This is a genomic window from Actinomadura rugatobispora, assembly GCF_042656285.1.
Lineage (GTDB): Bacteria > Actinomycetota > Actinomycetes > Streptosporangiales > Streptosporangiaceae > Spirillospora > Spirillospora rugatobispora.
Genome location: NZ_JBHSON010000021.1, coordinates 52,099 through 70,756, shown reverse-complemented (window position 1 = coordinate 70,756; position 18,658 = coordinate 52,099). Strand labels below are relative to the sequence as shown.

At 73.5% G+C, this 18,658-nt stretch carries 15 protein-coding genes; 7 read left to right on the top strand and 8 right to left on the bottom strand.

What is annotated here, in order from left to right; translation table 11 throughout:
• Nucleotides 1-260 precede the first annotated feature (260 nt).
• Both ACFPZN_RS17135 and ACFPZN_RS17130 read left to right on the top strand, forming a co-directional pair.
• The gene (locus ACFPZN_RS17135) at nucleotides 261-989 is read left to right on the top strand and encodes a DedA family protein (protein ID WP_378282973.1); all 729 of its coding nucleotides are present in this window, start codon (nucleotides 261-263) and stop codon (nucleotides 987-989) included.
• A gap of 69 nt (nucleotides 990-1,058) precedes the next feature.
• Nucleotides 1,059-1,490 carry a hypothetical protein gene (locus ACFPZN_RS17130; protein WP_378282972.1) on the top strand — a complete coding sequence of 144 codons (432 nt, stop codon included), beginning with the start codon at nucleotides 1,059-1,061 and terminating at the stop codon, nucleotides 1,488-1,490.
• A gap of 47 nt (nucleotides 1,491-1,537) precedes the next feature.
• On the opposite strand, the gene pyrE is transcribed toward ACFPZN_RS17130, so the two are convergent.
• On the bottom strand, nucleotides 1,538-2,083 hold the full coding sequence (pyrE, locus tag ACFPZN_RS17125) for an orotate phosphoribosyltransferase (RefSeq protein ID WP_378282971.1): 546 nt from the start codon (nucleotides 2,081-2,083) through the stop codon (nucleotides 1,538-1,540).
• Between the two features lie 90 nt (nucleotides 2,084-2,173).
• Between pyrE and ACFPZN_RS17120 the strand changes: the two genes are divergently transcribed.
• The gene (locus ACFPZN_RS17120; RefSeq protein ID WP_378282970.1) at nucleotides 2,174-2,716 is read left to right on the top strand and encodes a hypothetical protein; all 543 of its coding nucleotides are present in this window, start codon (nucleotides 2,174-2,176) and stop codon (nucleotides 2,714-2,716) included.
• A gap of 14 nt (nucleotides 2,717-2,730) precedes the next feature.
• Here ACFPZN_RS17120 and ACFPZN_RS17115 read toward each other — a convergent pair whose 3' ends face one another.
• The 5 genes from ACFPZN_RS17115 to ACFPZN_RS17095 all read right to left on the bottom strand — a co-directional run bounded on the left by ACFPZN_RS17115 (nucleotide 2,731) and on the right by ACFPZN_RS17095 (nucleotide 11,172).
• On the bottom strand, nucleotides 2,731-3,372 hold the full coding sequence (locus tag ACFPZN_RS17115) for a tol-pal system YbgF family protein (protein ID WP_378282969.1): 642 nt from the start codon (nucleotides 3,370-3,372) through the stop codon (nucleotides 2,731-2,733).
• 90 nt (nucleotides 3,373-3,462) lie between these two features.
• Nucleotides 3,463-5,043: an NYN domain-containing protein gene (locus tag ACFPZN_RS17110; protein ID WP_378282968.1), complete on the bottom strand. Its 1,581-nt coding sequence runs from the start codon at nucleotides 5,041-5,043 to the stop codon at nucleotides 3,463-3,465.
• A 457-nt stretch (nucleotides 5,044-5,500) separates the two neighbouring features.
• Nucleotides 5,501-8,170, bottom strand: coding sequence for a sigma-70 family RNA polymerase sigma factor (locus ACFPZN_RS17105; RefSeq protein WP_378282967.1), 2,670 nt, complete (start codon nucleotides 8,168-8,170; stop codon nucleotides 5,501-5,503).
• A 329-nt stretch (nucleotides 8,171-8,499) separates the two neighbouring features.
• Nucleotides 8,500-10,185, bottom strand: a complete 1,686-nt coding sequence (locus ACFPZN_RS17100) for an alkaline phosphatase D family protein (RefSeq protein ID WP_378282966.1) — start codon at nucleotides 10,183-10,185, stop codon at nucleotides 8,500-8,502.
• A gap of 123 nt (nucleotides 10,186-10,308) precedes the next feature.
• Nucleotides 10,309-11,172, bottom strand: coding sequence for a LysR family transcriptional regulator (locus ACFPZN_RS17095; RefSeq protein ID WP_378282965.1), 864 nt, complete (start codon nucleotides 11,170-11,172; stop codon nucleotides 10,309-10,311).
• Nucleotides 11,173-11,241: 69 nt separating this feature from the next.
• On the opposite strand from ACFPZN_RS17095, the gene ACFPZN_RS17090 reads away from it, so the two are divergent.
• The gene (locus ACFPZN_RS17090; RefSeq protein WP_378282964.1) at nucleotides 11,242-11,976 is read left to right on the top strand and encodes an SDR family NAD(P)-dependent oxidoreductase; all 735 of its coding nucleotides are present in this window, start codon (nucleotides 11,242-11,244) and stop codon (nucleotides 11,974-11,976) included.
• Nucleotides 11,977-11,980: 4 nt separating this feature from the next.
• Here the strand turns inward: ACFPZN_RS17090 and ACFPZN_RS17085 are convergent, their stop codons facing one another.
• Nucleotides 11,981-13,762, bottom strand: coding sequence for an acyl-CoA dehydrogenase family protein (locus ACFPZN_RS17085; protein WP_378282963.1), 1,782 nt, complete (start codon nucleotides 13,760-13,762; stop codon nucleotides 11,981-11,983).
• Between the two features lie 85 nt (nucleotides 13,763-13,847).
• On the opposite strand from ACFPZN_RS17085, the gene ACFPZN_RS17080 reads away from it, so the two are divergent.
• From ACFPZN_RS17080 to ACFPZN_RS17070, 3 genes are all read left to right on the top strand, one after another.
• Nucleotides 13,848-14,588, top strand: coding sequence for a PaaX domain-containing protein, C- domain protein (locus tag ACFPZN_RS17080; RefSeq protein ID WP_378282962.1), 741 nt, complete (start codon nucleotides 13,848-13,850; stop codon nucleotides 14,586-14,588).
• 251 nt (nucleotides 14,589-14,839) lie between these two features.
• Nucleotides 14,840-16,129, top strand: coding sequence for an IS200/IS605 family accessory protein TnpB-related protein (locus ACFPZN_RS17075; RefSeq protein WP_378282961.1), 1,290 nt, complete (start codon nucleotides 14,840-14,842; stop codon nucleotides 16,127-16,129).
• Nucleotides 16,130-16,574: 445 nt separating this feature from the next.
• Complete coding sequence (locus tag ACFPZN_RS17070) at nucleotides 16,575-18,047, top strand: amino acid permease (RefSeq protein WP_378282960.1); 1,473 nt, start codon at nucleotides 16,575-16,577, stop codon at nucleotides 18,045-18,047.
• Between the two features lie 21 nt (nucleotides 18,048-18,068).
• Here the strand turns inward: ACFPZN_RS17070 and ACFPZN_RS17065 are convergent, their stop codons facing one another.
• On the bottom strand, nucleotides 18,069-18,647 hold the full coding sequence (locus ACFPZN_RS17065; protein ID WP_378282959.1) for a copper resistance CopC family protein: 579 nt from the start codon (nucleotides 18,645-18,647) through the stop codon (nucleotides 18,069-18,071).
• Nucleotides 18,648-18,658 lie beyond the last annotated feature (11 nt).

The window sequence follows — 18,658 nt, the reverse complement described above, 5'->3', positions numbered from 1 at the left end:
GGTCAGTATCTCGTGCCGATCCTCACCCGCCATAAGGGTGGGCTCCACAGCCGCCAGTATCCCGGATTACCCGTCACGGCGTCCGCCAAGCCCCCGTGCGAACGACGCAGAAGCCCGCAGAGGCGCGCGGGCGTTCCGGACGACCCCGGACATGGCGGATACATGTCACGTTCCCCGTAGAGCCCTACAAAAGCGTCCAGGCCCAACCGGGTCCGCGCCGCTCACGGGAAGGCGGAGGCCCCGCGGGTACTCTCGCTGGCGTGGACCCTGCACTCGTCCCGCTCGACCTCGTCGAGTGGCTGCATCCCACGCCCTGGCTGGAGCTCTTCGGAGCCTTCGCCACGGCCGGCGTCATCGCCGTCATCTTCGCCGAGACCGGGCTGCTCTTCGGGTGCGTCCTCCCCGGCGACTCGCTGCTGTTCACCGCGGGCCTGCTCACCGCCGTCCCGGTGGCCGCCGAGCAGGAGGGCACTCCGCTCTCGCTGACCTGGCTGATGATCGGCGGGCCGATCGCCGCCGTCCTCGGCGCCCAGCTCGGGCACTGGCTCGGCGCCCGCTACGGCCGCAGGCTCTTCGACCGCCCCGACTCCAGGATCTTCCGGCAGGAATGGGCGGAGAAGGCCGAGTACTACTTCGCGCGCTTCGGCCCCGCCCGCGCCGTGGTCCTCGCCCGCTTCATCCCGATCGTCCGGACGTTCCTCAACCCGCTCGCCGGGATGGTCGGGATGAGCTCCCGCCGGTTCCTCCTCTGGAACCTCGTCGGCGCCGTGATCTGGACAGAGTCGCTCTTCCTCGCCGGGCACCTCCTCGGCGCCTCGGTGCCCGGCCTGCAGCACTACATCCTCCCGGGGATCGCGGTACTGCTGGTGCTGTCGATGATCCCGATCGCCCGCGAGATGGTCCGCGGCAGGCGCGGATCGGGCAACGGTACGAATAAGAATGCCTCTGAAGAGTCACGTCCGTCGCTCAGCGGTGACAGTTATCGCTAACCTCCCCATGTGGGACGTCATCGGTCGGACCCTAGGGGTCTCGCGCGCATACTCATAGCGGCCGTAGCCGTGCTGCTCGCATTAGGGCTGTTGGTCGCGGGCGGCATCGCGCTGGTGAACGCGCTGACCTCCAGTTCGCACGATCCTGGGCCCGCGGGCACCGCGGGCTCCAGCGATCCCGGGCAGGTGGAGCCGACCGCGAGCGAGCCGGCGTCCCCCCGGACGACGAGGTCGGCCCGTACCAGCTCCAGCACCGCGTCGGTCACGCCGCTGCTGATCCGCGTCACGGGTGCCCCCACCCAGGTCTACGTGCGGGTCCCCGGCAGCGGTGAGGTGCTCCAGCAGGGCGTCCTCAACACCGGCGAGGCGCTCCAGTACGAGCAGGCTCCCCTCAACGTGGTCGCGAACAACGGCGCCGCGGTCGAGGTCGTCATCTACGGCAAGAAGCAGCCGCAGAAGGCGGCCGGCGAACGCGGCGAGTGGTTCGTTCCCGAAAGGTGAGCCGGCGGTCCTCGCCCCCGCGAGGATCGCCGTCGCGCCGCCCGGCGTCAGCCGGTGGCCGCCACGCCGAGATCGGCGACCGTGAACGGGTACCGGTACTCCAGGCCCGCCGCGGCGATCCGCTCGGCGGCGCCCCGCTCGACGATCGTGGCGACCGCGACGACCTCGGCGCCGGCCTCGCGCAGCGCCTCCACCGCCGTGAGCACCGAGCCGCCCGTCGTCGAGGTGTCCTCGACGGCCAGCACCCGCCGTCCGGTGACGTCCGGGCCCTCGATCCGGCGCTGCAACCCGTGCGCCTTCCCCGCCTTGCGCACCACGAACGCGTCCAGCGCGCGCCCCCGGGCCGCCGCCGCGTGCAGCATCGCGGCCGCGACCGGATCGGCGCCCAGCGTGAGCCCGCCGACGGCCTCGTAGTCCAGGTCCGCGGTGGCGTCCAGCATCACCCGTCCCACCAGCGGTGCCGCCGCGCCGTCCAGCGTCACCCGGCGCAGGTCCACGTACCAGGACGCGCGCTTCCCCGACGACAGCACGAAGTCGCCGTGCACGACGGCCTTGGACTTGATCTCTTCCAGCAGGTCATCACGTTCGCTCACATCGAGCCACCCTATTCGGGCCTCCCACACGCGCCGCACGCTGCCCTGAACTCCGGCCCGAACCCGGTACGGTTGGTCACGGGAGGTGACGTGACCCCCGGAACCCTCGTGCTCCTGCACTCCCCGTACGCCCGCTCCGCCGCCTGGGGCGACCTGCCCGAGATGCTCCGGCTGCACGGGCTTGACGTCGTCACCCCGGACGTCCCCGACAGCTCAGGCCCCCGCTACGTGGCGCGCGCCTCGCTGGTGATCTCCGCGACCGCCCCCACCGCGCCCCTGGTGCTCGTCGCCCGCGGCGGCGCCGGCCCGCTGCTGCCGGGCATCGCCCTCGCGCAACGCGCGGCCCACCGCAAGGTGGGCGGCTACGTCTTCCTGGACGCCGAACTGCCCCGCCTGGGCCACGGGCACGCCCACGACCACGACGAGCCCTCGGTACCGGTGCCGCCCGATTGGCCCGAGGCCCCCTGCGGCTACCTCCGCACCACCACGCGCGGGGCGCAAGGGACCGGTGGTGACGCCGGGACGGCCGACCCCGCGCTCCGCGAGGCCCGCCTGCGCGGCTGGTCCGTGGTGGAGCAGCCCCCGAAAACCTCCCTGGCCCGAACCCTCAACGACCTGATAGCGACCCTCTGACACCGCCGCAGCGGTCAGGCGTTCTTCAGGAGGTCGTCGAGGAGGGCGTCGTAGTCGTCCTCCTCGCGGCCCAGGTCGACGCGGGCGCGGTAGCGCAGGCGCAGGAGGGCCTCCAGGCTGTCCTCGGCCAGGGCGACGTCGTCGGGGCCCGGGGTGAGGGAGCGGTCCTCGTCCTCGGGCGTGCCGCCGGTGCCCGCCCCGACGCCGACCGCGCGGTCGCGCAGGGCCAGGACCACGTCGGCGCCGCCGGTGGCCCACTCGTGCGCGCCCGCCGCGTCGCCCTGGGCGTACAGCACCTCGGCGACGGCCCGGTAGACCTCCGGGTCGCGCGGCTTGTCGGCGCGGATCTGCTCGACGAGCTTGCGCGCGTCGTCGGCCTGGCCCAGTTCGAACAGCGCGTCGGCGAGGTAGGCGCGGGCGTCGCCGTAGGTCTCGCCGCCGTCCTCGAGGGCGGCGCGGTACAGCTCGGCCGCCCTGGCGTGATCTCCCGCGTGCTGCCATTGCTCGCCCGCCCGCAGCAGCACATTGGCACGCGACACCCCGCCGGACACCGACTCGGCGAGTTCGGAGAGCCGCCGTGCCGCCGAGATGTGATCGCCCGTGCGCAGGGTGTCGAACTCCAGATCGTCGAGATCGTCTTCCGTCACATGCGTCACGCTTCAACGCTACCCGTCGCTCGGCGAGCGAAGCGGGTGAATCGAGGAGGATCGTGAATTACCTACGCGTACGGTGTCGCCGTCAGCGGTTCACCTGCGGGAACGTTCGAGGGCGTCCCAGAAGCCGCGGCGCAGCGCGTGGCGGACCTCGTCGTGCAGCAGGAAGTCGATGGGCAGCGCCGACCCCTGGAGCAGCCGCGCCTCCAGGTCGGAGGGCATCCGCGGCTTGCGGGCCAGCACCGCCTCCAGCCACAGCGCGGGCGCGTCGCGGGCCACGGACTCGCCGAAGTCCTGGCCCTCCTGGTGGGCGGCCTTGACCGCGTCCGCGAGCGTCGGGGCGGACTGCTGCACGGCGGGGACGGGCGTGATCTGCTGCGGCCCGGTGTAGGGACCGTGCTGCTGCGCCGGCGGGACGGACGAGGTGGGCGGCAGGTACTGGGGGCCCGTGCTCGGCTGCGGCGGGGGCGCGGAGGTCACGGGGCCCGTCGTGCTGGGGCCGAGGACGCTCGGGCCCGTGATGCCGGGGCCGGTCGTGCTGGGGCTGGGCGTCGGGGCCGCGTGCAGGGGGGACGGGGGGATGCTCGGCGGGGGCGGTGCCGGAGGCGCCGGGGGTGTCTGCGGCGCGCTGGAGGCGCTCGGCCCGGAGCCGTTGCCGTTGCCGTTGCCCGGGACGGGATAGGCGCCCGTGCCCATGCCTGGGGTGGAGCCGTTGACGCTGCCGTTGCCCAGGTTGGAGTATCCGGTCCCGGGGGTGAAACCGCCGGTGGTGCTGGAGCCGAAGCCGAGGTTGGACGGCGTGTCGTATCCGGACGAGCCGAGGCCGTAGGTGGAACCGGTGTCGGACACGTAGCCCAGGCCGGGAGGCGGCTGCGGGGACGGGTCCGGGGCGGACTGCCCGACGGGCTGCGCCGGACCGGTCAGCGGGGTGGACGGGGGCGCGCCGTTGTGCGCGTCGGCGGTGTGGAGCGGGCCGATGTGGCCGCCGGTGCCGTGGCCGTTCGACAGCGGGCTGGGGATGTCCGCCGGCGTGCCCGCGCCGATCGCCCCGATGGCCCCGATCCCGGTGCCCCCGACGGAAGGCGCCTCGATGGCGGGGCTCTCGCGGACGGCGCCCGTGTCGCGGACGCCTTCGAGACCGGCCAGCAGGCTGACGTACGGCCGCAGATGCCCGGACCCGACCTCGATGAGGTCGTCGCACTCCTGGCGGAGCGAGCGCGCGATCGTCCAGCCGCCGTCCATGGTGACGTGCACGACCGTGACCCGGACGCCGAAGTCCTGGGCGTCGACCACGACCTGGGCGAGGTCCTCGTCGCCGCTGACCACCACCGCGTCGGCCAGCGCGCCGTTGCGGGCCAGCGTCATCAGGTCGCGGTGGATCTCGGTGTCGACGCCCTCGCGCCGCCCGGGGCGGACCCGGCCCAGCCGCAGCTTGAGACCGGGCAGGTCGGCCAGGGCCTCGTGCTCGGGGGCGCGCCGGCCCTCGACCGTGGCCTCGTACCAGTAGCAGCGCAGCAGCGGGAGGCCGGTGCGTTCGCGGGCCAGGTTGCCCAGCAGTTGCAGCAGGCCGCCGAAGTCCCACGAGACGGTCTCGCGATGGCGGGTGCCGTGCACCGCCATGGCGCCGTCGGCCAGCAGGTAGCCGGCGTCTACGAACAGCGCGCAGCGATCCATGCGACATCGCCCTTCCTCAACGCGGGACCTCTCCGGAAGCCCATTCCTCGGTCAGGGTGGCGCGGGTGACCATCGTGCGGCGGTCTCCCCCTCCTGCTCTCGGGGACGCGGGCGGAGAAAGCCCCGGGCTTATAGCGTAGTGAAGCCCGTTAGCCCCGTAGGCGAATACGGCGATTCGCCACTCTTTCATGACACTTAGCCATATGCGAGCCACCCGGACTCACAAATCCGCGGTCGGCGGTGCGCTCCCGCGACGAACCGGCGGACCTGGTTCGCGAACGCGGGGGAGCCGTGCGCACCGGAGGGCGCGACGCCGTGCCACGTCACGGCATCGCCTTAGTGATCGTCTTTCCTGATCGAGGTGTCAGCGCGGACGCTACCAGCCGTTCCGGTCTGTCCCTAATGAGTGCACATGATTTTTACACGAAGAATCGGTTGACGGCCGTCCGGACTGCGGTCAGTGACCTCCGGGGGCGGTAACGGTGACCGCTCCGGTGATCACCGCATCGCGCCGGGTCACGAGCGCCAAACCGGGACTCTGACCGAGCGTGGCGGTGAAGTCATCGATATCTGTCCCGAAAGTCATGGCCGGGCCGATCGCCCCCGTCGCGGAACCGTCGAGAACGTTTCCCGGCGAACCGTCGCCGCCCGCCGGGACCAGTTCCCGGCCGTTCAGCAGCAGCTGGTCGCCGTCCAGTCCCGCGTCCCCCTCCCACGCCACCAGTCCGATCCGGGCCGGACGGGACGAGGGCAGCAGGCCGTGCAGCGGGATGCCGAGGCCGCCGGGCGCCTCCGGGCCGAGCGGGCGCGCGCCGTCCAGCACCATCGCCCGCCCGTGCGGGGCGGCCGGGTCCTCGACCACGGCCACCAGGCTCCACCCGGCGTAGTGCCCGGCCCGGGGAACGTCCGTGAGCGGCCCCCCATGGGCGACGTCCCCGGCCCACCACGTACCGCCGCCGTGCCGCTGCACGAGCGCCGTCACCTCGGCGAACGCCTGGTAGGCGCCGGTGGACCCGGGTAGCCGAACCCACTCCACCTCGTTGGCGCGGACGGTCTCGTACCGCTCCGCCCCCGGGGGCCGCACCCTGGCGACCCGCGCCCTGCCCGCGCCGCCGGGGAGCTGCCGGGGGTGGTGGGGACTGACGCTGCCCGACCAGTAGAGGCCCGCCCACAGCACCTTCGCGCCGTCCGGGAAGGCCACCCGCGCGGCGCTGGAGCTCGTGGTGGTCTCGTCGTCGTCCCGGTCGACCGGGTGCATCGCCCAGAAGTCGTTGTCGCGGGCCTGGCCCTTGCGGGCGAGCGCGCGGCGGCATCCGGGGACGCGCTCGTCGCAGCCGAGCAGCGCGTTGCCCGCCTCCAGGGCGCGGACCCGGCCGTCGGCGGCGAAGCGCGCGGACAGGCCCTCGGCCGCGACGCCCGCCGGCGCCTCGGCGGAGGCCCGCGCGGGGCCGGAGCGCAGCGTCATCGTGGGCGGGGTCCGGTACGGCGCGGACGATCCCACCTGGACGTGCAGGTAGGCCGTGGTCGTCGCCCCCGGCTCCAGCGGCGCGCGGGTGCAGCGCACGCGGTTACCGTCGCCGCTCGGGCCCGCGGTCGTGCCCGTGCCCGTACTTGTGGCCCCGCCCGCGGTCGTATCCGCGCCCGCGGTCGTGCCCGTACTTGTGCCCGTATTTGTGGCCGTACTTGTGCCCGCGTCCGTGCCTGGGCTTGGACTTGTGCCGGGGCGGCCTGGGCGGCAGGTCCACCCGTCCCCTGGGGGGCGTGCCGGGGTGAACATCGCCGCGTTCCTTCCCGTCGCGCCTCCCGGGTAGGTCACGTCCGGGGGAAGGTCGACATCGGCGGTCAGGTCCCGTGACCGGCCGGCGCCCGCGTTCCGCACCGCCATCGCGAGGATCCCGGCCTCTTCGCGGAGAAGGACTCCCACCGTTCCGAGGCTTGCCGTCAGTCGGGCAGGGCTGCCCGGAGGGGGAGGTGGCGCCGGGACTGCCGGGGCTGCCGGGGGAGCCGCCGGGGGTCGGGGTGGCTCCCCCGGCGCGCTCGGGCCGGCCGTTGGTGGCTGGGGACGGGGCTGTGGACCAGCCCCCGGCGCTTTTGGGTCCGCTCCCGGGGGGCTCACCGCCGCCGGCGGAGGCGGGCCGGGCCTGTTGGGCTCGTCGCCCGAGACCAGGACCAGGGCCATCGCGACCGTGGCCGCGACCGCCGCGGCGCCCACCCCGAGGCCCTGCTGCTGCAGCGTGGGCATCCGCCGCAGCGCGTGCCACCAGGCGGCGTAGGCGCCGCCCGTCGCGGCGCCCTCCTTGGACGCCAGGAGGGCGGCCGACGCCGTACCGAGGATGAACGGCCCGACGGCGTCCCGCAGCCGCGTGTTGACGTCGACGAGTTCGCCGTAGACGGCCGTGCAGGACTCGCAGTCGTCCAGGTGCCGCTCGACGGTGCGGGAGTCGCGCCTGGCGAGGCCGCGGCGCACGTACGCGCCGAGCATGTCCAGGACGGGGCGGCAGCGCTCGTCGATCGCCGCAGCCGCCTCCCCGCCCGCGCCGGACGCCGCGTCCGGCGGATCGGCCAGGTGCATCCGCAGGTACGCCTGCCGCAGCCCCTCCCTGGCCCGGTACACCAGCGCCGCGACGCCGTTCGCCGACAGGCCGAGGATCGGCGCGATGTCGGCCGGCCGGGCGCCCTCGATCTCGGTGTGCCAGAGCACCGCCTGCCAGCGCTCGGGGAGCGACTGGAAGGCCCGGACGATCATCGTGCGCTCCAGCCCCTCCAGGGCCGGGTCGACGAACGGCACCCCCGGGTCGTACAGCTCGATCCGGTCGGTCGACTGCAGCCGCCGCTCCCGGCGGTGGCGGTCGTAGACGGTGCGGCGGACGGCGGTGAGCAGGTAGGGCCGGAACCCCGACCGCGGCCCCCCGCCCCGGCCCAGCACGTCGAGGATCTTGGCGAAGGTCTCCTGGACGGCGTCCTCGGCCGCGTCCCCCTCGGCCAGCTGCCGGGCCAGCCCCCGCGCCGCCCCGATGTGCCGCTCGTACAGGAGCCCGTACGCGTTGACCTCGCCGGCACGGATCCGGGAGATGAGCACCGCGTCGCTGGACTCCGCCAAGGGCAGGTTTGACGCGGTCTCGCTCACGATCACTCCTTGCCTTACCCGGAATATGACTCGCCCATTGTTACTACATGACCACCGAACGTCGCTGAAGAAGATTCCGCAAACCGCGTCATGGTCAAACAGGCTCGCCGTCATCCTTTGCGTGAGGATTTTCCGAAGGTCGCCGCCCGGCGACGACTCCCGGCGCCGCCGGGAGTCGCCCGTGAAACCCACAGAACGCCATCGGCGTCCTGGGCCGCTCCCGAGGAGGGGGCAAGGGCGGGGACGCCGATGGTCCGGCGAGGTGCGTCCGCTCCGTTGAGGGGGCGGAGCGGACGCACCTCACGCCGCGGGCGTCTCGGTTCGCCGGGTCAGCAGATGTGGGCGCGGCCCATCTCGCCGATCTCGGTCGCCGACAGCGGCGTGTCCCAGCGCACCTGGGAACGGCGTCCGGCCAGCTCGACGGTCGCGATGGCGTTCTCGAACCAGGGCCCGTCGGTGATCTTCCACTTCAGCGGCGGCACCGGCACCTTCGCGGACTTGGCCAGCATCCGGAACATCCCCGGCAGCAGCGGCGTGCCCGCGACCTTGTTGGCCGTGCGGAACTTGCCGGCCAGCGGGTTGCGCAGCGGCGAGCACACCACCTGCGTGATCGCCGTCCCGCCGATGGCCCGGCCCGCCGCGTCGGTCCGGCCGGTGTCGGGCTTGGTGACCCGGGCGAGGTAGGAGTAGTGGATGTCGCCGGACAGAAACGAGATGCTCACCGGGGCCGTGCCGCGCTCGCCCCGCGCCACGGCCAGCACGTAGTCGGCCATCGCGCGGAACGAGCGGTCGAACGCCGCCCAGTGCTCCAGGTCGGCGGCCTGCCGGATCCCCTCGGCGAGCTGGGCGCCGCGCTTGCCCCAGGCGCCGTCGGCCATCGCCTCGTTCCACGCCTCGGCGTGGTGGATGGAGCGCGGCAGCAGGTAGGGCAGCGAACTGGCGATCAGCAGGTGCTCCATGCCGCCCTGGACCTGCCCGTCCAGCCAGGCGAACTCCTCCTCGTCCAGCATCCCGCGGCTGTCGGCGGTCAGCAGCCGCGACGCCCGGCTGTCGACGACGATCAGGCGGGTGCCGCCCCAGTCGTGCGCGTAGCTCCAGCGGGCGGTGGCCGGCTCCCGGTCGGCCCGCTCGGCGAACTCGTCGATGATCTTCCCGACGTCGCCGCCCTCCGCGGCCGCGAGGCGCACCGCCACGTACACCGGGTCGGCGGCGCGCTCCTCGGGGGAGAGGTTGCCGAGGTGCTGGTAGACCCAGTACGAGCCGATGCCGCCGGTGATCCGGGCCCGCCACCAGGGCTTCTTCCACATCTCCTGGCGCCAGGCGTGGGAGGTGTTCCAGTCGTCGCGGACGTCGTGGTCGTCGAACACGGTGAACGTCGGCAGCGTCGACAGCAGCCAGCGCACGGCCGGGTCCTCCTGCCAGGCCAGCTCGTAGAGCTTGGTGTACTCCTCGAAGTCGGCCACCTCGCCCTTCGGCTCGGTGTCGGGGCCGCGGCGCTCGTGCAGGTAGGCGAGCATCTCCTCGCCGAGCTCGTCGGCGTAGATCTGGTCGCCGACCATCAGCAGCGCGTCGGGCCAGGCGCGGCCGCCGTCGCCGCGGCCGCCCGCGTCGGCGGCCTGCTGGGCGGCGAGGTGGTGGGCGAACGCGGACAGCGCGTCCAGGCCGTGCACCCCGGCCCGGTCGGGGGAGCGGCGGCACGAGCCGAAGGAGACCCGGACCATCCCGGCCGTGTCCATCGTCCGGATCTGGCTGGCGGGGAACGGCGAGCCGGGCTCCGGCCACACCGTCTCGCCGTCCAGCGCGACCGCGTACGGGACCCGGGCGCCCGGGTCCAGCCCGTCGATCTCGACGAGCGCGTAGTGGTGGCCGTGCGCGGTGAAGGTGCGCGCGGCGGCCTCCACGCCGGGCGCCCCGGTGGACACGCGGACCTCGCACGGACGGTCGGTCTCGACCCAGATCGTCGCCGTGCGCTCGGACACGTGCCGGAGCAGGGGACCCAGTACCAAAGCGGTCATAACACGTTTCTCTAGCGGACGGACGGTGGCCGCGTCCATCGTTTCGGCGGTTCCGGCCCGGGGTGCCCCGCCGCTGTATCGGCTGCGCCACCGGCGGGGGTACGGCTGGCTGTACCGGTGACGTTACCCGCGGACACGACGCCCCGCGGCCGCACCCCCGGCGGCCGCGGCCCCGGCGGCGCGCACCAGGGCGGCCACGGCGGGCGACCGGGTCCGCTCCGGCCAGGCGATCACGACCGTGACCGCGGGCGCGTCCGGCACCGGCACGCACACCAGGTCGCGGCGCAGGTGGTCGGCCACCGACTCCGGCGCCAGCATCGCGACCCGGCCCAGCGCGATCATCTGCATCAGGTGCCCGGCCTCGGGCATCCCGTCCCGCTCCCGGTCGAAGAGGCGTTCGCCGTCCAGGTCGGCGAGGGTGACGTGCCCGCGCCCGGCCAGCCGGTGCCCGCGCGGCACGATCAGGACCTGCCCCTCGGTCACGAGCTCCTCGGTGTCGAAGCCGGTCAGGTCCTCGTAGGGGGTGTGCAGCAGCCCGGCGTCCGCCGATCCGTCGCGCAGCGCCCGGCCGCGCTCCCCGATCCCGCACATCATCACCTCGACGGGCACGGGGTCGGGTTCGGCGGCCTCGTAGGCGTCCAGGATCGCGGGGAGCAGGCCGCCGTCCCCGCCCGGCTTCATGACCAGGACGATCCGTTCCGTGCCGGCGCCCGCGCGGCGGGTCCGGCGGACGGCGGCGTCCACCGCCTCCAGGGCGCGCCGCGCCTCGCGCAGCAGCACCTCGCCGGGGCCGGTGAGCGTGACGCCGCGGGGCGTGCGCTCCAGCAGCAGGACGCCGAGCCTGCGTTCGAGCCGCTGGATCGCCCGTGACAGCGGCGGCTGCGCGATGCCCAGGCGGGCGGCGGCCCGCCCGAAGTGCAGCTCCTCGGCGACGGCGGCGAAGTAGGCGAGCTCCCGCGTCTCGATCCGGTCCGGACCATCGGCCATACCGCCAGGGTATTGCCCGGGACCGGGATGATCCTGGACCGGGCGCGGAGGGCGGTGTGCAATCGGGCCATGACCGATGACACGAAGATCGCTCTGGTGACGGGTGCCAACAAGGGGATCGGCTTCGAGATCGCCGCCGGGCTCGCAGGACTCGGCATGACCGTCCTGGTCGGGGCCCGGGACGAGGGGCGCCGCGCGGACGCGGTGGCCCGCCTGAAGAACGCCCGCGGCATCGCCCTGGACGTCACCGACCAGTCCACCGTCGACGCCGCCGCGGCGGAGATCGGCGACCGCTACGGCCGCCTCGACGTGCTGGTCAACAACGCGGGCGTCCCCGGGACGCTGACCCCGCCGAGCGCGTGCGAGGTGGCGGAGATCAAGGAGGTGTTCGAGGCCAACCTGTTCGGGGTGGTGCGGGTGACCAACGCCATGCTGCCGCTGCTGCGGCGGTCCCCGTCCGCGCGCATCGTGAACGTGTCCAGCGGCACCGGTTCCCTCACCAACATGACCGACCCGGGGCACTACTTCACCGCGATGCCCGCCGCGGCGGCGTACGTGTCGTCCAAGTCGGCGCTGAACATGCTGACCGTGCAGTACGCCAAGGAGTTGCGCGCCGACGGCGTCCTGGTGAACTGCGCGATCCCGGGGCCCTGCAACACCGATTTCCTCAAGGGGCTGGACCTGGGCATCCCGATCACGCGCACCGCCGCGGACGGCGCCGCCATCGCCGTGAAGCTCGCCACCCTGGGCCCGGACGGCCCGACCGGCGGAGCCTTCGACGACAACGGCGCCTATCCCTGGTGAGGCGCTAGGAGCGGTCGTCGAGCAACGCGCCGCCGGCCAGTTCCTCGAAGCGGTCGAGGTCCTCGGACGGGGCGTCGATGCCGCGCAGCGCGCCCTGGTCGGCCAGCCGGGCGCCCGCGTACAGGCGGGCGACCAGCGCTTTGCGGTCGGTGCCCAGCTCGGACCGCTCCCACCCGGCCTGCTCCAGCAGCAGCGCCGCCGCGTACACGTCGGCCATGTACTGGGCGAGCGGGTAGAGGCGGGCCTCGGCGGTGGCCCGGTCGAGGCCGTGCCACCGCTCGATCGCCTTGCGCAGGTCGCCGATGCGCTCGCGGACGAGGCCGGCGGTCGCGCCGTCGCCCTCCGGCGCCCGGGCGGCTGCGCTCTCGAGCCGGTCGAGGAACGGCAGGTGCGCCCGCTCGCGTTCCATCGCGCGCCGCACGTCCAGGCACAGGACGTTGTCGCCGCCCTCCCAGATCGGGTTGACCTGGGCGTCGCGCAGGATCCGGGCCACCGGCCACTGCTCGATGTAGCCGTTGCCGCCGTGGATCTCGATGGCGTCGCTGGCGGCGGTCACGCCGAGCCGCGCGGTGCGCAGCTTGATGAGGGCGGCGCCGATCCGGAGCCGGGGCCGGCCCAGGTAGCCGTCGAAGACCAGGGCCTGGGCGGCCTCGGTCTCCACGATCAGCTCGGCGAGCTTGCGGCGCATCAGCGGCTGCTCGTACAGCGGTGCCCCGAACGCCTCGCGGGCCCGCGCGTAGCACAGCGACTCGACCAGCGAGCGGCGGGCGCAGCCCAGGCCCATCGCGGCGATGCCGAGCCGGGCGCCGTTGGTGAGCTCCATCATGCGGGCCAGGCCCTTGCCGTCGCCCGCCGCTCCTTCCACCGGGGCGCTGGAGGCGGGGGCGAGGAGGAACGCCTCGGCGTCGGTGAACTCGATCTCGGCCGAGGCGACCGAGCGGGTGCCGAGCTTGTCCTTGAGGCGGCGGACGCGGATGCCGTTGCGCGACCCGTCCCGCCGTTCCCGCAGCACGAGGAACGGCGCGATGCCCCGCACGCCGTCCACCGCTCCTTCGGGTTTGGCCAGGACGACGAACGCCGAGCCGTTGGCGTTGGACGCGAACCACTTGAAGCCGTTCAGCCGCCAGGTGTCGTCGCCGTCCGGCGTGGCGGTCGACTCCAGGGCGCCGAGGTCGGAGCCGCCGGACCGTTCGGTGAGCATCTGCGCGGCCTCGCCGGAGAACTCCCCGGCCGCGAACAGCTCGCGCACGCGTTCCTTGACGTCCTCGGGGGCGAACGGCTCGGTCAGCCCGACGACCATGTCGCCGCCCGTGCCGAGCGCGCAGGCCATGCCGATGTCGGCCTGGTCGAGCAGGTAGCTCCAGGCCACGCCCAGCGGCGCCGGGTCCACGCCCGCCGCCTTCGCCTCGGCGACGAAGCCGGGACGGGTGAACCCGGTCGCGACCAGGTCGGCGCGGGCGGCCTCGAACGACGGCGGCATCACGACCCGGCTGATGTCCCGGCCCCACCGGTCGTACTTCTCCAGGCGGGGCGGGTCGCGGTCGGTCTCCTCGGCCCGCTCGGCGATCGGGCCGCCCATGAGCGCGCCCAGCTCGGTCAGCCGCGGCTCGGCCCAGGCGAGGCCGTCCGCGCCGAGGTGGCGCCGCATGAGGAGGCGCAGCGTGGGGTCGCAGGTGTACCAGTTGAGGCCCGCGGCCCCCTGGTAGCGCTCGGTCGCGTACCGGCGGGCCTTCTCCGGGCCGCCGAACGGGAGCCGGTCCACGGGCTCGATCAGATAGGACGCCATGGCCGGACATTACACTCTCGCTACAGTCGACGAAAGTCTGTAATTTCATCCTGGACGGTTCCGTGCCGGTAAGGTCCTGCCCCACATGGCGAACACTCTGGAACTCAGACCGCTGACGGCGCGCTCGGTCGTCCTGAGCACGCTCCTCGGCCTGCACCCGCCCCGCATCGGCGCCCGCCAGGCGGTCCGGGTCGGCGAGCTGTTCGGCATCGCCGAGGGCACGATCCGGGTCGCGCTGTCGCGGATGGTGGCCTCGGGCGACCTCGTCCAGGACGAGAAGGGCCGCTACGAGCTCACCGACCGGCTCCGCAACCGCCAGACCCGCCAGGACGAGAGCCGCTTCCCCCGCACCCGCCCCTGGGACGGCACCTGGGAGATCGCCGTCATCACCGCCGAACGCCGCTCCCCCGCCGAGCGCGCCGCGCTGCGCCAGGCGATGTCCGCGCTCCGCCTCGCCGAGCTCCGCGAGGGCACCTGGCTGCGTCCGGCCAACCTCAGCCGCCCCGGACGGCCCGAGATCGTCCAGCGGCAGTGCACCTTCCTGGAGGGGCGGCCCGAACGCGACCCCGCCGCCCTCGCCGCCGTCCTCTGGGACCTGGACGCCTGGACGGCCACCGCCGGCGACCTGCGCGCCGCCCTCGACCAGGCCGACACTCTGGCCGAGCAGTTCACCGTCTCCGCCGCCGTCCTGCGCCACCTGCTGCGCGATCCGCTGCTGCCCCCGCCGCTGCTCCACTCCGGCTGGCCCGGCCCCGGCCTGCGCGAGCACTACGAGCGTTTCGAGGCCGCCTTCGAACGCCTCCTGAGCGAGCACATCTTCGCCTGAGGCGCTCTGGGCCCGCACGCCCGAGCCCCTCACAGGACCTTGCTCCAATCGTGATCGGCTCCCCTGGCGCGGCCGCCGAAGCGAGGGAAGGAGACAGGGAGAGGTCGGGGGTTCGGAACTGTTGGCGGGAGGGTGTTCGGGGGGTGTCCATGACTACCCGTGCGTGCCCATCCCATGGCGGCGTGCCGCCACGGTGTCCGAGTGGTGCGAGTCGATTGCATGTTCGAATCCTGTCACTTAAAGTGTTTGTCATGTCGCGCACCGCTTCCGGTGGTGTGGTCGCCGAGACGGCGCCCCGCCACGCCGCCCCCGGCCGCACAGCCCGCCGCCCAGGCGGCGGGGTGCGTGCGATCGCGGCGCCGTTCGTGGCGGCGGGCCCGTCGGGGGTGGCGGTGCGTGACCGTCTCAAGGGCCTGACGGCTGAGGACGAGCGGGTGTTGCGGCTGGCGGGGGCGTATCTGGGTTCGCTGGCGGCCCGGGATCTGAAGGTCCGGTGCGGTGATGGCCTGGAGCATGATGCGGGCCGGTGGGCGGCGCGTAAGCGGGAGTTGACCGGGGTGTCGTCGGCGCGGTGGGCCGGTTCGATCACCAAGGCCACCCATGACCAGTGGGCCTTGGCCCGCCGCGCCCAGCACGCGCACGTCCAGGGTTTGGAGTCGGGGGTGCGGACGCTGGAGCACCGGCTGTCGCTGCCGATCGGAGCCGAAGGCACCAGACGCGTCCCGGGCGGGTACGGGTCGCGGCGCGAGTGGTTTGCCAAGTCCCGCCGCCTGGGCGTCCTGAAGGACCGGCTCGCCCGTGAGCGGGCCGACCGGGACGCCGGGATCGTGCACGTGGTGCGCGGCGGCAAGAGACTCGCCCGCCTCCGCCACCATCTCGGCGATGCCGGGCTCACCGAGCGGCGGTGGCGGGAGCGCTGGGAGGCCCGGCGATCGTTCCTGGCCGCCGATGGCGAGAGCGGGAAGCGGTACGGTAACGAGACCATCCGCCTCACCCCCGGCGGCCAGGTGTCGATCCGCCTCCCCGCCCCGCTGGCCCATCTGGCCAATGCTCCGCACGGCCGCTACGTTCTCGCCGCCCGCGTCGCGTTCCGGCACCGGGGAGCCGAGTGCGCCGACCGCATCGAGGCCGACCGTGCCGTGGCCTACCGCATCCACCACGACCCCGAACGTGACCGCTGGTATCTCACCGCGTCCTGGCAGCGCACCCCCGCCCGAACCCTCCCCCTCCAGACGGCGTGCGCGCGGGGTGTGATCGGGGTGGACGCCAACGCCGACCACCTGGCCGCATGGCGGCTCGACGCCTGCGGCAACCCCGTCGGCGACCCGCACCGGTTCGACTACACCCTGACCGGTACCGCCTCGCATCGCGACGCGCAGATCCGGCACGCTCTGACCCGCCTGCTGCACTGGGCCGCGTCCTGCGGCGTGGCCGCCATCGCCATCGAAGACCTCGACTTCGCGGACCACAAGACGCGGGAGAGGCACGGGCGGTGCAGGCGGTTCCGGCAGCTGATCTCCGGCTTCCCACCGGGAAACTGAAGGCACGGCTGGTGTCGATGGCGGCCGAAGCGGGCTTGGCGGTCGTGGCCGTCGACCCGGCCTACACATCCCAGTGGGGTGCCCAGCACTGGCAGAAGCCACTGCGCACCCCACGCCGTGAAGTTTCCCGGCACGATGCCGCGAGCATCGCGATCGGGCGACGCGCCCTCGGGCACCCGATCCGGCGACGGACGGCACCGCCCCGCGACGACCGGAGTGATCGTCGCGGGCATCGGACCGTCCAGGCCGGACCAGGCGCACGGGAGCGTGAGGGAACCCGCCCACCCGTCACGGACCGTGCACACGATGCACCCGGCCGAGCGGGCAGACGAACGCGGGAGACCAGCGCATCCAACACCGTTCGGGATACGCGCAGTTCCGGGAGCCGACATCGACTGTCACTCCCGGACACTGTTTAGGAACGGTCACCAGAGGAGGTACCGCCATGGCCACCGCCCACAGCACGTTCCGCTCCCTGGTCCGGCGCAAGCCCATCGACCGCATCGAGGACGACACCGGCGAGACCGGCGGCCTGCGCCGCACGCTGGGCCTCTGGCAGCTCACCGCGATCGGCATCGGCGGCATCATCGGCGCCGGGATCTTCTCCCTCGCGGGCGCCGTCGCCAACGAGACGGCCGGACCGGCCGTGGTGATCTCGTTCCTGATCGCCGGGATCGCCAGCGCCGCCGCCGCGCTGTCGTACGCCGAGTTCGCCGGGCTCATCCCGAGGGCCGGGTCCGCCTACACCTACGGGTATGTCGTCCTCGGCGAGTTCGCCGCCTGGTTCATCGGCTGGGACCTGCTCCTGGAGTACACCGCCATCGTCGCGGTCGTCGCGATCGGCATCTCCGGCTACTTCAACGACCTGCTCGGCTTCATCGACGTCGACCTGCCGCTGTGGATGGTCGGCGCCCCCGGCACCGAAACCGAGGGCGTCGCCGCCGGCAGCTACAAGATCAACCTGTTCGCGGCGCTGCTGTGCCTGCTCATCGCCTACGTCCTCAACCTGGGCATGAAGAGCGCGGCCCGGTTCGAGACGGCGCTGGTCTACCTCAAGGTCGGCATCGTGCTGCTGGTCATCGTGGTCGGCGTCTTCAAGATCAACACCGGCAACTACGCGCCGTTCTTCCCGTTCGGGCTGGGCGGGGCGGTCACCGGGGCGGCGACCGTCTTCTTCGCGGTCTTCGGCTACGACGCCATGTCCACCGCGGCCGAGGAGTCCCATGACGCCCGCCGGCACATGCCCAAGGCGATCATCTACTCGCTCGCGGTCTCGATGGTCCTGTACGTGCTGGCCTGCCTGGTGCTGACCGGCATGGTCGACTACCGCGACATCAACCCCACCGCCGCGTTCTCCTCGGCGTTCGCGTCGGTCGGCATGAAGACGGTCGGGCTGGTCATCGCGGTGGGCGCCATCCTCGGGATCCTCACCGTGCTGTTCACGTTCATGATGGGCGCGGCCCGGGTGTGGTTCTCGATGAGCCGGGACGGGCTGCTGCCCGGCTGGTTCGCCAAGACCCACCCGACCCGCAGGGTGCCCACCCGGATCACCTGGATCCTCGGTGCCGGGTCCGCGCTGATCGCCGGGTTCCTGCCGATCGGCGAGGCCGCCGAGCTGACCAACATCGGCATCCTGCTGGCCTTCATCGTGGTCTGCGTCGCGGTGATCGTGCTCCGCTACCGCCGTCCCGACCTGCCGCGCGAGTTCCGCCTCCCGTGGATGCCGGTGATCCCGGCGGTCGGCGTGGTGTTCTCGGTCTGGCTGATCACGTTCCTGGCCTGGCAGACCTGGGTGCGGTTCGCGCTCTGGTTCCTGATCGGCCTGGTCGTCTACTTCGCCTACAGCCGCCGGCACTCCCTGCTCGCCGCCGCCCCGCCGGAGCCGCCGGCGGAGCGGGACGAGCGGCCCGCCCGCTAGGTCAGGCGGCGCGGGCGGCGGTCACCGGTCCTCTCCGCGCGGGCGCCGGATCGCGTACCCGATGCCCGCGGCGACGGCGGCGGCGAACACCGCCAGCAGGGCGAGGTACCAGAACCCGCTCGCGCCGGACTCCTCCCGCGCGGCCGGAACGGCGGCCGGTCGCGCGGACGGGGGCGGGGACGCGGCCCCGGCTCCGGAGGCCCCGCGGACGGTCAGATGGACGACCCCGCTCGCGACGTGCCCGTCGGCCGCGCTCACCGCGCGCCAGGCGACCACGACCGGCCCGCGCACGGTGTCCGGGACCTTGCCCAGGTCGGCGACGAGCGTGTCGTCCCTCCCCGCGGGCTTGCTGAGCGCGAGCCGGGTCGCGCCCAGCGTGACCAGTGACGTCTCCGCCGACGGCGGCTCGGTGAAGGTGAGGGTCATGGTGCCGGGCAGCGTGGCGAGCACCGCGCCCTCGGCGGGATCGGACGAGCGCAGCTCGGCGTGCGCCCGGACGGGGGTGGCGGTGAACGCGATCAGCGACGCGGCGGCGCACAGCGGCAGCAGGCGGCGCGCGGACCGGGAAGCCGGCGGGCGCCGCGGGACGGGCAGGGGCATGACAGGTGTCC